At 41.8% G+C, this 14250-nt stretch carries 13 protein-coding genes; 6 read left to right on the forward strand and 7 right to left on the reverse strand.

Going from position 1 to position 14250, the window contains the following annotated elements:
• Window positions 1-224: 224 nt before the first annotated feature.
• Entirely contained in the window at window positions 225-2387 is a 2163-nt protein-coding gene (locus MHI53_RS07210) for a PAS domain S-box protein (RefSeq protein ID WP_340373126.1), read from the forward strand.
• Between the two features lie 311 nt (window positions 2388-2698).
• Window positions 2699-2938, forward strand: coding sequence for an aspartyl-phosphate phosphatase Spo0E family protein (locus tag MHI53_RS07215; protein ID WP_061144153.1), 240 nt, complete (start codon window positions 2699-2701; stop codon window positions 2936-2938).
• A 280-nt stretch (window positions 2939-3218) separates the two neighbouring features.
• On the opposite strand, the gene MHI53_RS07220 is transcribed toward MHI53_RS07215, so the two are convergent.
• The 3 genes from MHI53_RS07220 to MHI53_RS07230 form a co-directional block, all read right to left on the reverse strand.
• Window positions 3219-3950 carry a ZIP family metal transporter gene (locus MHI53_RS07220; protein ID WP_061144152.1) on the reverse strand — a complete coding sequence of 244 codons (732 nt, stop codon included), beginning with the start codon at window positions 3948-3950 and terminating at the stop codon, window positions 3219-3221.
• 127 nt (window positions 3951-4077) lie between these two features.
• On the reverse strand, window positions 4078-5283 hold the full coding sequence (locus MHI53_RS07225; RefSeq protein WP_260320329.1) for an MFS transporter: 1206 nt from the start codon (window positions 5281-5283) through the stop codon (window positions 4078-4080).
• A gap of 126 nt (window positions 5284-5409) precedes the next feature.
• Complete coding sequence (locus MHI53_RS07230; RefSeq protein WP_340373127.1) at window positions 5410-6903, reverse strand: ATP-binding protein; 1494 nt, start codon at window positions 6901-6903, stop codon at window positions 5410-5412.
• Window positions 6904-7058: 155 nt separating this feature from the next.
• On the opposite strand from MHI53_RS07230, the gene MHI53_RS07235 reads away from it, so the two are divergent.
• From MHI53_RS07235 to MHI53_RS07245, 3 genes are all read left to right on the forward strand, one after another.
• A complete protein-coding gene (locus tag MHI53_RS07235) occupies window positions 7059-7496 on the forward strand; it encodes a MarR family transcriptional regulator (protein WP_340373128.1) in 438 nt (145 codons plus the stop codon).
• Window positions 7497-7718: 222 nt separating this feature from the next.
• A complete protein-coding gene (locus MHI53_RS07240; protein WP_340373129.1) occupies window positions 7719-9413 on the forward strand; it encodes a M3 family oligoendopeptidase in 1695 nt (564 codons plus the stop codon).
• 209 nt (window positions 9414-9622) lie between these two features.
• Complete coding sequence (locus MHI53_RS07245) at window positions 9623-10663, forward strand: hypothetical protein (protein WP_061144147.1); 1041 nt, start codon at window positions 9623-9625, stop codon at window positions 10661-10663.
• A gap of 45 nt (window positions 10664-10708) precedes the next feature.
• On the opposite strand, the gene MHI53_RS07250 is transcribed toward MHI53_RS07245, so the two are convergent.
• Both MHI53_RS07250 and MHI53_RS07255 read right to left on the reverse strand, forming a co-directional pair.
• Entirely contained in the window at window positions 10709-11335 is a 627-nt protein-coding gene (locus MHI53_RS07250) for a hypothetical protein (protein ID WP_340373130.1), read from the reverse strand.
• Between the two features lie 161 nt (window positions 11336-11496).
• The gene (locus MHI53_RS07255) at window positions 11497-11673 is read right to left on the reverse strand and encodes a DUF2187 family protein (protein WP_064505160.1); all 177 of its coding nucleotides are present in this window, start codon (window positions 11671-11673) and stop codon (window positions 11497-11499) included.
• Window positions 11674-12125: 452 nt separating this feature from the next.
• Here MHI53_RS07255 and MHI53_RS07260 point away from each other — a divergent pair, with 452 nt between their 5' ends.
• Window positions 12126-12320 (forward strand): hypothetical protein, encoded by a 195-nt coding sequence (locus tag MHI53_RS07260; protein WP_061144145.1) that lies wholly within the window; start codon window positions 12126-12128, stop codon window positions 12318-12320.
• Between the two features lie 46 nt (window positions 12321-12366).
• Here MHI53_RS07260 and MHI53_RS07265 read toward each other — a convergent pair whose 3' ends face one another.
• Together MHI53_RS07265 and MHI53_RS07270 are read right to left on the reverse strand one after the other, a co-directional pair.
• The gene (locus tag MHI53_RS07265) at window positions 12367-12861 is read right to left on the reverse strand and encodes a sigma-70 family RNA polymerase sigma factor (RefSeq protein ID WP_061144144.1); all 495 of its coding nucleotides are present in this window, start codon (window positions 12859-12861) and stop codon (window positions 12367-12369) included.
• Between the two features lie 410 nt (window positions 12862-13271).
• Window positions 13272-14099, reverse strand: a complete 828-nt coding sequence (locus tag MHI53_RS07270; RefSeq protein ID WP_340373131.1) for a thermonuclease family protein — start codon at window positions 14097-14099, stop codon at window positions 13272-13274.
• Window positions 14100-14250 lie beyond the last annotated feature (151 nt).

Below are 14250 nucleotides of genomic sequence, written 5' to 3' on the forward strand. Positions count from 1 at the left end.
AATTTTGTAGTGGGGAATCATGATTTATTAAATTAATTTTATGATTTCATTCTTAATTTAAGCTTAACGCTAAATTTTATCGGATTCAACATACGATAATTTGACATGAAGGGAAATACTGGATTTCAAAATTGCGATTATTTTCGAAAAAATAGCGAGGAAATTCAAAATGGGTGTCGAATAAAGGTTGGTAAGTAAGGGTTTGATAAGGGGTGTGGATGATCATGAATATCGGTTTAAAAAATGAAACGGAATATAAACAGGAACTTGAAAAATTGAAAATGCAGATTGAAGATTTTCAAAACATTTTCAACTCAATGCCGGAGCCTTATATCAGGATTGATGAAGAACTAGGGTTCACATATGTCAATGATGCCGCCTGTGCCCTGCTGGAGACCCCTGCAGGAAAGCTTTACTCCATGAAGATGACGGATTTTCTCGACGTCATCCCTTTGAATAATCAGGAAGAGTCCGCCATACGGGGAAAACCGAGAGATAGGGAGAAGCAAATGATCCAGCTCCATACAGGGGATCTTAAACAAATTGTATTCGTACCTGTCGGTGCCGTTACCGAAGGCGAGCAAATGTATCGCCTGGAAGATGTGAGTTTGGATGTGTCCGCATCCCGGGAAAAAAGCATGTCAAGGCAAATGTTTTTGGACATATTCGATACTGCCATAGAGAGCATTGTCCTGTTTGACAGTTCGGGAATAATCATGGAAGTGAACCATGCCTTCATCCAGGTAATGGGGATTCCGAAAAAGGAAATCGTCGGAAAGAATATGCAGGATTTCATTTCCCCCGATTATAAGGGCTATTGGGATCAATGCATACGTAAAGTCTTTGATGTATCGAACTTCAAGGGAGAGGTAGAGATGATCATCAGGGACGAACCTTACCATTTCACCTTTTCGATAAGTCCAATGGGAGGAAATGACTTATACATGTCAGTGCTTCGGAGACTTACAGAATCCAATCTTATCGAAAAAAGGTTGGAGACGAGCGAACGGATTTTTGCCGAATTATTTGACCAGTCGATGGATGCAATCATTTTTTGGAATGATGACGGAATCATTTTTCGAGTCAATTACTCCGCTTGCAAAATATTCGAATCGACGAGGGAGGATTTGATTGGCAGTTATATCTGGAAATACGTTTACAGCAACAATCAGCATTTCGGGCAGATGATGGAAACGTTTGAAAGGGACACGCAAGTGAGGGGCGAGCTGTTTTATAAAATGCCGAATGATCAAATTAAATTACTTGAATTGACGGCAAAAAAACATGAGGGTGACGGGTACAACGTCACGATTTTCCGCAATGTCAGTGAGCGCTGGCTGATTGAAAAGGAATTGAGGGATAGTGAAAAGAAATTCAGGAAAATATTTGAGGGAACATTGGACGGCTTGATCTTGTGGAATCATGAGGGATTCAAGGACATTAACGAAGCGGGTCAGGAAATATTGGAAATATCGAAGGATAGGCTGCTTTCTTTTACGGTAAAAGAATTCATCGAGAAAGTTCCAGGAAATGCCCCTGACTTGAATGCACACATCGAGAATGTATACCAGCATGAGGTTTTCTCCTCCATCATTCCGATAAAATTCGAGGATGGACGTGTTAAACATATTGAATTTTTAACGAGGAAAAATGTATATTCGAGCCTGAATTTAAGTATTTTTCGTGATGTGAGTAAAAACCTGGAAATGCAAGAGCAAATCCGCAAGTCGGACACGTTGAACGTCGTCGGTGAACTGGCGGCCGGGATTGCCCATGAAATCAGGAATCCAATGACGGCTTTAAAAGGTTTTATCCAGTTGCTGGAGGATGGAGTGGAAGGGGATTTCTCCACATATTTTCATGTCATTACTTCCGAAATCAAGAGAATTGAAACCATCATCACGGAATTTCTAGTTTTGGCTAAGCCGCAGGCGCTCAAAATCATTAAACAAGATGTGCATACCATTTTAAAGGAAACACTCGAATTGCTTGCAGCTCAGGCTTTATTGGACAATATTCAATTCGATACGTACTTCGAAGAAGTGGAGCTTCCCGTTTTATGTGAAGCGAACCAGCTAAAGCAGGTTTTCATTAACATCATAAAAAATGCTTTGGAGGTGATGCCGGATGGCGGATCTGTTCGGATCAAAACAAGTCGATGCTCAGGGAAATACGTTTGTATTTCCATTACTGATCAGGGAATGGGCATTTCATCGGAAAAACTGAAAAAGTTGGGTGAACCTTTTTATACGACGAAGGATCGGGGAACCGGGCTTGGACTGATGGTCAGCTATAAAATCATTGAAGAGCATAAAGGTTATATAGATGTCGAAAGTCAAGTGGATCAAGGGACGAGCTTTCATATATATTTGCCGTTGGAGTCGTGAAGAAGGCTTGCTGAATCGTAAGGTATATCATGATCAAATCCAATCCTTGAAAAGGGGAATCGATGAATGGATTCCTTTTTTTTTTGCCTTTGGAGTAGTGACTTGTACAGCTGGTCCATGTAGGGGATGAGTTTTTCCAAGGTTGATAGCGATAAGAATTCCCGTCATATTCTGTCTGCTTCTGGGACATGCTTTAGCGCAATTTAAGAAGTTTTGTCTTTTTTTGCGAATCTATTTACATATAAGGCATATTTTGTAATACTTCTTTATTATGATGTAACTTTAAAAGGGCAGGAGTAGTGAATGTAGTTATGAATTCTAGGGGTGCAATGGAAATTTGTTCTGAGATTCGCATGAAACGTTGGGAAATGATGGAGTTGGCAAAGGCGTATGGGATAGGCCATGAGTATACTCTTCGCCAAAGCGAGCAACTCGATAAGCTTATAAATGAATATTTGATCCTTCAACACCATTCATCGGTGGAAGTGAGGAATAAGCGAAAAGACATGGTCGTCATTGTACAGAAGCCATTTCATGATGACTTTGCATGATAAATGGAACTGCATGAGTTCATAAATATAAAGATAAAGGAAATATCTAATTATTCATGATGAGAAGCTGAACTTCAACGGCAATCGGCTATAAACGATGAACTGTATCGAAGAAATGGGGAAAGGCACCTTGAGGTGTCCTTTCATGCGTTGGAAAAGCCAAATCGGCAATTGGTTTTACATAGGTTGGATGACCAATGATATTGTCCAAGCGGAATATGGAAACGCTTGGATGAATAAAAAGTAACAGCTGACTCACTTAAGCGAGCCAGCCCATGCATTACAATATCTCCAATAATATGACCATGAACAAAAGGCCGATAATGAAGGAATAGGTGGAGGAGCGTTCATTGCCATCTCCGTGACTTTCCGGAATCAATTCCTTATAGACAATGAAAAGCATGGCCCCGGCCGCAAAAGCCAAGCCGTACGGAACGAGGAACCCGATGTACGATGTTAAGTAAAAACCTAATAGGCCCGTAATTATTTCGATGGCGCCAGTTAAGGTGGCGATGATGAACGCCGTGAATTTGCCTATTTTTTGATTAATTAAAAAAAGGGCGACAAGCAAGCCTTCGGGGGCATTTTGCAGCCCGATGGCAAAAGCGATCAAGTTACCCGTGTCAGCAGTAGTCGAGGCGTAACTCACCCCGACGGAAAGCCCCTCAGGAATATTATGAAGTGTAATGGCAGTAATGATCAGCAAAGCCTTTTCATCGAACTGAATGCCGCTTTTCGTATGGCTGAGATCGATATGCGGAATATTTTTTTCCATCATCGTCAATGTCATGACCCCGAGGAAAACTCCAATGACAAGCTGAATATAGCCTCCCGTCGCAAGAGACTCAGGAATCAGGCTCAATAACGAAGCGGCCATCATGATACCAGCGGTGAATGCCAGAAGGGTGTCCCTGAACCGGTGTGTGATCGAGCCTTGAATGAAAAGAATAGGTAACGCACCGAGCCCTGTGGACATAGCAGATAGGATGCTGCCTAATAAAACTCCACTCATAAACGTCTCCTTTGTATGATACTTATTGATTCGTATTCATAAACCATATGGTGAAACAATAATGTATTGTATTGAGCGGACGAAAAATTGGTTCCAGATAAAAGGGCATTCCGATCATCCTTTATGATCATTCTGCGGGATACCATTTTTTTAAAGTGGAATCCGTCGGCAGCAGCATGCTGATGATGCCGAGCAACGGCAGGAATCCGACAAGCTTGATCATGGATTCGATCCCGATTATATCAGCAATGGCTCCTAGTGATACGGATCCGATGGCGCCCATCCCGAAGGCCAAGCCAACAGTCAGTCCGGCCATCGTTCCCACTTTGCCAGGGACCAATTCCTGTGCATATATGACAGTGACTGAAAAGCTGCTCATGATAATGAAGCCTGCTATCAATAACAAGATGAAAGCCGCTGCTGGAGGCACGAATGGCAGAAGGGCGGTGATGGGCGTGCTGGCAGCGAAAGAAAGGAAAATCACGTTTTTGCGCCCGAATCTATCCGCGAGCGGACCGCCGAAAAACGTTCCTACAGCTCCAGCTGCCAAGAAGGCGAACAGGAATATTTGAGCGGATTTTATCGTGAATGAATGCTGTTCGATTAAGTAAAAACTATAAAAGTTGGTCATGCAGGATACATACCAGGAACGGGCAAAAATAATGAACAAAATTAAGATCAATGCTTTCGCGACTTTATGGGACCTTTCTTTATTGAAAACCTTGGCAGCTACCTTTTTCGGTTGAAAGGAAATGAGTCTTTGCGAATACCACTTGGCGATATAGAGCAATAAGATAACCGCCGTTAAGGCAACGAGGGCAAACCAGAGTGCGCCTTTTTGACCGAAAGGGACAAGCACGATCGCTGTGATGAGCGGGGCGAGTGCCTGCCCGCTATTCCCGCCCACCTGATAAATCGATTGTGCCAGGCCTCTCTTGGGGCCTCCTGCCATATAGGCGACCCTTGAGCCCTCCGGATGGAAAATGGCCGAACCGAAGCCCATCAGGATCACTGCACCCAGGATGATCGTGTAGTTCGGGGCAAGTGCAAGGATGATGACCCCGATTAGCGTGCTTGTCAAGCCAATGGGCAATGCATAGGGAATGGGCTTTTTATCCGTATAGAAGCCAACAGCAGGCTGCAGGAGCGATGAGACGATATTCAGGCAGAATGCAATCATCCCAAGCTGGGTATATGTCAGCGACATGGATTTTTCAAGGATGGGGAACATGGCCGGTACTACGGCCTGAAGAGAATCATTCATCAAATGGCAAATGCCGATGATGATCATGATTTTCAACGTCATATCTTGTTTTTGAGATTTGGTTTTCATGGCAGTGAGACTTCCCATTTGTATATTTCCTTCTTCCTGATATAGAAATTTGACTATTCATATATATGTAAAAAGCAGAGGCCTTATTAACGGGTGCCGCTTATCCTGTCTTACTGGCAGGGACGATCATGGATGTTTGGTAACTAACGGTAAGCTGATTGTAACGGTGGTCCCGATAAGCGGTTTGCTTGCAAGCTGGATCGTTCCATTGAATGATTCAATGATTCGTTTGCACACGAACAGCCCTAATCCAGTTCCTTCTTTTTTAGATGTGTAGAAGGGGTCGAACACTTTACCGATTTCTTTTTCGTTCAAGCCTTGTCCAATGTCGATGATGTCGATTTTCGCATGGTCCTTTTCATGGTAAATTCGTATGCTCAATTTTTCGCCATCCTTCATGGCCTCGAACCCGTTTTTGGCCGTGTTGAGAATGATTTGTTTAAACTGGTCCTTCGTGCATAGGACCCATATTGGCTCCTTCACGATATGCCATGTCACTTCCATATTGAAATAACGTGCTTCTGATTCTATTATTGGTCTCAATTCGGCAATGATACTGCGAACATCATAGATGGATAAGTCCCTTGCCATAGGTTTCCCTAAAATCAAAAATTCGCTGACGATGCTGTTGATCCGATCGATCTCTTTCATGATGACAGCGTAATAAAACTGATCTTGTTCTTCAGGGTGTTTTTCAACCAGCAGCTGTATGAGACCTTTTATGCCGGTAAGGGGATTTTTTATTTCATGCGCGGTACTGGCCGCCAATGTGCCGACAAAATCTATTTTTTGCCTTTCAATCAATACCTTTTGTTTTTTTTCTTCTCTGCGAACGTTCAACTCCTCCACGGCAGTATAGATCATGTGGGTAAAAAAGAAGGTGAAAAAGACAAACATTAAAAAGACATTCATGTTATTTGTGTTAAGCGTGTCGGGCTTTTTGACGGAAAGGGTCCAATCTACTTCTGACAAAGGAACATCCACCCATTCCGAATGCCTGGAAATGGTTTCATTCATTCCTAAAACTCGAATATTATCGCTCGTTTTAAGTTTCAAGGTTTGATCAGGGATGAGTATATTCAATATTTTTTCCATATGGTCGAGCCGGATTTGTGCCAATAAAAACCCATGGGCCCTTTTCTCGTGGTCGAGAATGGGAGCGAATATGGAAAAATGGTTAATGCCTGAGTTATTCAATGCCTTGCCTTTTGCAACTACGGCCCTTTGCGTTATAATGGCACGGTTTATATCAGCTTGTTCGATTAAATAGTAATGGTAGAATTCCTTATTCGTCCCCGATAAGGAGACTCCGTCCATATTTATCCAATAAACACCTGCATATCTCGGGTCGGTATCCATGATCCATTTCATAAGGTGCTCAGTTCTATTATCATCCATATAAAGGACGGAACTGCTTAGGCTTAGCAGTTCAAGCTTTTTTTTCGTTTCACCGATAACTTGGTCTATATAATCTCGATAGACAGAACCGGCCCATTCAGCTTGCTCCTGTCTTTCCTTTTGGATGGACTTGTCTAAATGACGCCAATATATGATGGACAGAATGATTAATGGTAAAATAACAATGAGAAGATAGGTCGTGAATTTATGCCTTGTTTTCATGTTCGTCACTACTTTAACTTTTTTTTTCAAGTATAACAAACTGTTTGATTAAACAATACATTCCCGAGTCGTAAATTGACAAAGAAGTCATAGTGTCATATAATAACTTTTAATTCAAGATATTTTAATTAAAAACACTTTAAGGTTGTGAATTTATGGAGAATAATAACATCCAACAGTCGTTGAAACTGTTCATTGTGATGTCTAGAGCTCATCGCTCCATTAATGATGTGGTAAATAAATATATAGCAGAAGAGGGTTTGAATCCAACTGAATTTGCGGTACTGGAATTACTTTATCACAAAGGTGATCAGCCTCTCCAGCAAATAGGCGGAAAAATCCTCTTGGCCAGCGGCAGCATCACGTATGTCGTGGATAAACTTGAGCAGAAGGAATATCTCCAGCGCATAGCCTGTAAGGAAGATCGCCGTGTAACCTTTGCTAAAATAACGGATAAAGGAAAAGACTTTATTGAAGGGGTCTTTCCCGAGCATGAAAAGAGAATCGATGATATCATGAGCGTACTTACCCAAGACGAAAAAGCTACAGTGATCGAGCTGCTCAAAAAGATAGGTTATTCCGCTCAAAAATAGCTTGTGAACCAGCGCCCCTTTATTTAATGGGTGCTGGTTTTTTTGTGTGATGGAATGATTAGGAGCACCAACGGAAAACCTTTTTTGGCAGGGTTTGAAGGTTTTTAATATCGTTGCGGAGAATGTAGTTATATGACGGAACCTACATATAGGGCTTTTGGGAAAGAGGTAATATAGGTTAGGGAGAAAAAGCTGGCGAAATGGAAAAAGGAGCGTGTACATATGAAATTTAACGAGTATGAATATAACCGGCCAAAACTGGATGAGATTAAGGCCCGGTTCATGGAATCCTTGGAAAAGATGACGGACGCAAAAGATGTGTCTGCCCAAATGGAGGCTATTGAAGAAATAAATGAAATCCGAAACCATGTAGGTACGATGTTTAACTTGGTCCTTATTCGACATTCCATCGATACGAATGATGAATTCTATAAAGCGGAGAATGATTATTTGGATGACTTCTCCCCTGAAATGGAAGAGTTGACATCGAAATTTTACAATGAACTTGTCCACTCTACATATCGCCAGGAGCTTGAGGCCAGATGGGGCAGCCAACTGTTTGATTTGGCGGACGCCCAACTGAAAACCTTTTCACCTGAAATCATTCCGCAGCTTCAAAAGGAGAATAAACTATCCAGCCAATATTCGCAATTGATTGCATCCGCAAAAATTGACTTCGATGGCAAGGAGCTGACTCTAGCTCAGCTGCAGCCTTTTATGGAGTCCGAGGATCGTGAATCAAGAAAAAATGCAAGCGAGGCATATTATGGTTTCTTTGAAGAAAATCAGGAAAAATTGGATCGTATATTCGATGAACTTGTCAAGGTGAGGCATGAAATTGCGCTTGCGCTCGGTTATCGGAATTTCGTCGAACTTGGATATTATCGAATGACAAGGACTGATTATGATGCCAAAATGGCTGCTGCATTCCGCAAGCAGGTAAAAGAGGAAGTGGTCCCGCTTGTTACCAGGTTGAAGGACCGGCAGCGTGAACGTCTTGGCTTGGATACCCTGAATTACTATGACGAGGATTTTCATTTCAGGACAGGAAATCCAGTTCCTAAAGGTGATGCGGAGTGGATCATCGCAAATGGGAAACAGATGTATCAGGAGCTTTCGCCTGAAACGGGTGAGTTCTTCCATTTTATGATCGACAATGACCTGTTGGATCTAGTGGCTAAGAAAGGTAAAGAAAGCGGAGGTTACTGCACTTTTATCGAAGATTATAAGGCTCCGTTCATCTTTTCCAATTTCAACGGGACTTCAGGAGATATTGATGTTTTAACACATGAGGCAGGTCATGCATTCCAAGTGTTTAACAGCCGTAACCTCGATATTCCTGAGTATTACTGGCCTACCTATGAGGCGTGTGAAATCCATTCCATGAGCATGGAATTTCTTACGTGGCCATGGATGGAGCTGTTTTTCAAGGAAGATACGGAAAAGTATAAGTTTTCCCATTTGAGCGGGGCACTTATATTCCTTCCGTACGGGGTGGCTGTTGATGAATTTCAGCATTTCGTTTATGAAAACCCTGAAGCTTCCCCACATGAAAGAAAGCAAGCCTGGCGTAAGATCGAGCGGGAGTATTTGCCGCATCGTGATTATGAAGGAAATGCATTCTTGGAGAATGGCGGGTTTTGGCAGCGGCAAAGCCATATCTATCAGTCACCATTTTATTATATCGATTATACACTGGCCCAAATATGTGCTTTTCAATTCTGGAAGAGATCCGTTGAAAAAGATGAAACGGCATGGCAGGATTATTTACAGCTGTGCCAACTTGGTGGCAGCCAATCTTTCCTTGGTCTCGTCGAATCCGCGAATTTGAAATCTCCCTTTGTCGACGGAACTGTCCAGTCTGTCGTGAAGGTGATAGACGAATGGCTCTCCACTGTTGATGATAAGGCACTATAATGGATGATAAGCCATTACATGTCACGGTATAGTACCTGATGACAACGCTTGAGGATTTTTCCTTAAGCGTTTTTTTATGCAGTTCCGGATTTCGCATGGATGGCGCACTTGCTTTTTAACGTTCAAAAGCTAGCCTGGCGTAAGGAATATCACTTGGCTTGTCTTAAATGTATCTTCCTTACATATAGATGTAGGGAGGAGGGGAGCGTATGCTTTCAAGGTGGACGGGGGTTTTTCAGATTGCAGCCGTTTATGTAGGCACAGTGGTAGGTGCTGGATTTGCGACTGGAAAAGAAATCGTCGAGTTTTTTACCCGTTATGGGTTTTATGGCTTTATCGGGATTTTAATAGCAGGTTATATTTTCATATTTAGCGGTACGAAAATCATGCTCATTGCTGCAAGAATCAACGCAGCATCCTACGAGGAGTTCAATCAATTCCTTTTCGGGAAAAAAATAGCCGGAATCATCAATATCTTTTTCCTCTTCATGTTATTGGGAGTGACAGCTGTCATGATCTCCGGATCAGGAGCGGTGTTTGAAGAACAACTGGGCGTTCCGAAAAGTATAGGAAGCTGGTCGACGATCATCCTGGCATCGTTGGTATTGATGATGGGGATGCGTGGGGTTTTCACGGTCAACTCCTTTGTCGTGCCGATCATGATTTGTTTTAGTATCATCCTTTTTTGCTCGACATTAGGGAACGGGGATTTCCTTAGGAATCTTACGAAGGTGCCGGATGAAGTGATCACCTTGAAAATGATAGTATCCCCATTTGCCTATACGGCCTTCAATCTTGCATTGGCACAAGCTGTGCTTGTTCCCGTTGCATATGAAGTCCGCGATGAGAAGGTCATCAAACATGGTGCAATTCTTGGAGGCATTTTTCTGACCATCATTTTATTGACGGGGCATTTTTCGCTCATGACGCTACCTGACGTTAATCGTTTTGAAATTCCTTCAGCGGTAATCATGAGGACTGCTGCATCCCAATTGTATTGGATGTTCATTTTGGTGATTTACGGGGAAATATTCACCTCTGTGATTGGAAATATATATGGATTACAGAGGCAAATAAGCCGGTATATTAAATTGCCAAGCATATTGATCATTGCATTGATTTTCTTAATAGCGTTAGGGATAGGCGAATTTGGATATGGAAGGTTATTAGGCTATATTTATCCGGTTTTTGGATACATCAGCCTGCTTTTTTTAATGTTGGTATGGAAAAGCAAGGCAGGAAAGGAGTAAGGAGAAACGGGGCATGTCCTTAGCCTCCTTCCCAAGATAGGAGGGTCAATCTTTCGAAAGCGTCTGGGCCATTTCCAGGAAAGCATCCCGGTAATCCTTATCTTTTTGCGTGAACATGGTCAAGCGGAGGGGTTCATTTTCATTTTTGATCAATACGGATGTTATGACTTCATCCCCATTCTTCACTTCAAATCCAGTTCCGTTCCCCACATCAAGTCCTGGATCCGAAATCGTTCCTGAAAGACTTTTCAGTTGGCGTTTAGTGTTTTCTTCCGCTTCATCCCAATCGGTGTCCCTTGCCAGCAACTCGATCCGCATGAATATCGAGTCATCTTCCTTCAAGACGAGAACATCTTTTCCTGGTTCTTCGGCACTTAACTTGAACTGCTGCAGAACATAGAGGCTAAATGGTTGGTTGTTACTTTTTTTTAGGAACGCCGTTTTTTCTATGGTCCTGCCATTACTCTTATATTGCAAATTCTTTTCCATCAGTCTTACTTTGTTGTTTTTTTCAGGACTGCCATTTTCTTGATGAGCTGAATGATTTTCATTATCTTCTTTATCGACATGTTCTTTGGGCGCATCTTGGCTATCGTCTTTGGCCGCTCCACAGCCAGTTAAAAGTAAGCCCGTCAATATGGCACAGCCTATGTGAATTTTCCGATTGATCATGTTTTGGACCTCACCCTTCTGTTTGGAGTTCATGCAAGATAGTTGTGGAAGATGAATTTTCCCATATAAGAATAGACGGTCTTGGCAGAGAAAAGTTACAAAGCTGTAAAATGAAAGCGGAATGGTCAGTTTAGTGACCATTCCGCTAGGCTATGATGAAGTTATCCGATAATTTTATAATTTTTATGATTGACGACGGTTTTTTGTTCAAGTTCCAAATCACGATAATTTTCCATATACGTGACGTCCACGATTACGGAGTTCTCGTTCACTTTCTCGACGATTCCTTTTAAGCCTTCTCTAAATTCAATGATATTTCCAACTTCCGCTTTCTTCATGGTAATCATCCTTTCCCATTTCGTTTCCAATGATTAAAAAGTAATTATGGAGTAATTGGATTATTCGAACATCTTGCCGTTTAGATTTTGACGTGGGGAGTGCAAGTAAAAGCATTGGACATCTCTTCTGTCGGTACAGTATGCTAAATTGTTAAGGATGGCGCCTTTCTTGTCATGAAGCGAGTGTAATGATAACGCTTTATTTGGTAGATCTTGCATATGGATGTGTTCTGACCAGTATGTATTCCTATGTACAAAAAATGCCAAACATTTTACATTATGATATTTTACTATACAGTTTGCACTATTTTAAAGCATACGTAAAGAATAATGTAGCAAGTATGCCCAAAAAATTCTGATTTAAATAAAGTGCCAAGCTTATGATAAAATGGAAACGGAATTTCTCCTGTCAAATGGATGGAAGCTTATTTAGAAAAAAAGGGGATCATATGATGAATGCAGACGAAGCAAATGAAGTACTGAGTAAACTGGCAAATCGTGAAATCGATGAATTCAGGATCTCAAAGGAAGATTTTTTAGGGTTTCGTGAGGTACTTGTGAACAGGGAAGACTTTAAGCATTTCCGAGGAAATGCACAACATGACGGTGTAATCATCTATACGTATTTAGAAGAAGCGAGAAGCTGATATAAGGAAGAGGGGAGGGTGGCTCATTATTTGAGCCACCCTTCCATCATTTACAATCAACTTGCAATTGCCTTCTCAATTTGACTAAAGCCGACTTTCTCCATGATTTGACGGCTGATGGGGATACCTGGTATATATAGGCGATTTCGGTTACTGTTTTATTTTGCAAGTAGGTTTGCAAAAGCCATCTTTGCTGATTTAAGGTCAACCCTTCGGTGTAGGTTAATAGATTTTCATTCTTGAAGGCCTCTTCGTGTATGGAAAGGGGATCTATGATTTCAAGGTTGACGGCATCATATGGTTTGTTGTTGGTTTCATATTTATGATGGTTCTTCAATTCATTCATGATGCGGCCTTTGATGACAGTATAGGCGTAGTTATGGAATTGTCCTTGGTCCGCATTGAAATTCCGATAAGACTCCCAGAGGGCGATCAACCCTACTTGGAAATACTCTTCCTTATTTTTATAAATGGAAAGAGATCGGATAATGTGATGGATCATCGGGGTGAATTTCGTTGTAATTTTCGAAAAATCCGTCATAAAGCACAACTGCCTCTGGAAAGTGCACTTTCATGTATTCCCGGGTGCTTTTACCATATCTGATTGGAAATACTTTAGCGAAAAGGCATTTCGAGAAAAATGACAGGCCTAAAAGGAGGCTGCCATCCAACAAATAATAAAATTAATGCCATGATACTGTCCATTTTCAAGATAAGGGAAAAATGGGCTTGATTCCAGGTTGGATGGGCTCTCTTCATGATTGAAGGCAGCGTCCCCATTCTGTTTCATGTTTTAAGTGGTGTAGGTATATAATGCTGAATAAACCAGGAATCGGTGGAGAGAAGCTGAATCGAAATGCTTCATTCCTGTATATTTCATTATGTATCCCCTTTACATACTTCTACAGCACGTGCAGAGTTTCCCAAAATCGGCTCTTCGACGGTATGTCATTACCGCTGCGATTTACGGAATCCCGCTTCTTGTGCGTCTTGTTCGGTACAAAACATTTCCTCCGCTTTGGTTATATCGTAATATTGGCCGGAAAGAAGGTGATAGATTTTATTGCCTTTAGAATTTATATTCCCTTTAATTTTGGGATTACTGCAAGCTAATGTCCCAGTGGATTCCCCCTTTGAGGCTTCATCAGTCTTCGAATCATCAAATCCTTTTGAAGTGGCATAGTCTTCAAGTGACCAAATGCCAATTCTCTCTTTTTGGGCTTGTTTCTGAATAGACTCCAATTCATCCAGGTATTTAGTATTCGGTGCGTATACATAGGCGACTCTTGCCAATCCTTTTTCAAGCAGGAGCTCATTCACCATTTTTCCATTCACATAAAAATAGGCGAGCAGCCGACCATATTTATCTCTTTCACCAATACCGGTTTCCACTTCCACGGTAGATCCTGCAGGCATTAATTCCTTGGTGAACTTGCTTGCTTCCGGCCCAAACGGCTGTACCGGCTTGGAAGGGTGAACGGTTTCCGGTGTATCGATCAACAAAAGCCTGACCGTTTCTTCATTTCCATTCTCCAGTTTGATTTTTACAGTATCACCGTCAACCACCCTGACGATTTTGGCTGTGAAGATTTCTCCCTTTTCTTCATGGACAGGCGAATCTGTACTGGATTGGACGTCTCCGTTGGACTTCGAGGTTTCTTGTGTCGATCCATTTCCCAGGCTATCTACTGTTCCCTGGCAGCCAGTCAAGATGAACAGGCAGAATGCACTCATGAGAATTGCGTGCAAATAAGTTTGTATAAAGGAATTTCCGTTCATGATCGTCCTCCGTTTCAAAGATGTTTTGTCAGTCAGTCATGGATCTAATCGGCAGAAATAATACTAACCTATAAAAAAGGGAAAGAAAACGAAAAAAGTTTAAATTTGAGTTTCCTTGCTACCCCAAACGCCGGTAGTTTCTTATAATGGA

This window comes from Peribacillus sp. FSL E2-0218 (assembly GCF_037992945.1).
GTDB classification, from domain to species: domain Bacteria; phylum Bacillota; class Bacilli; order Bacillales; family DSM-1321; genus Peribacillus; species Peribacillus simplex_B.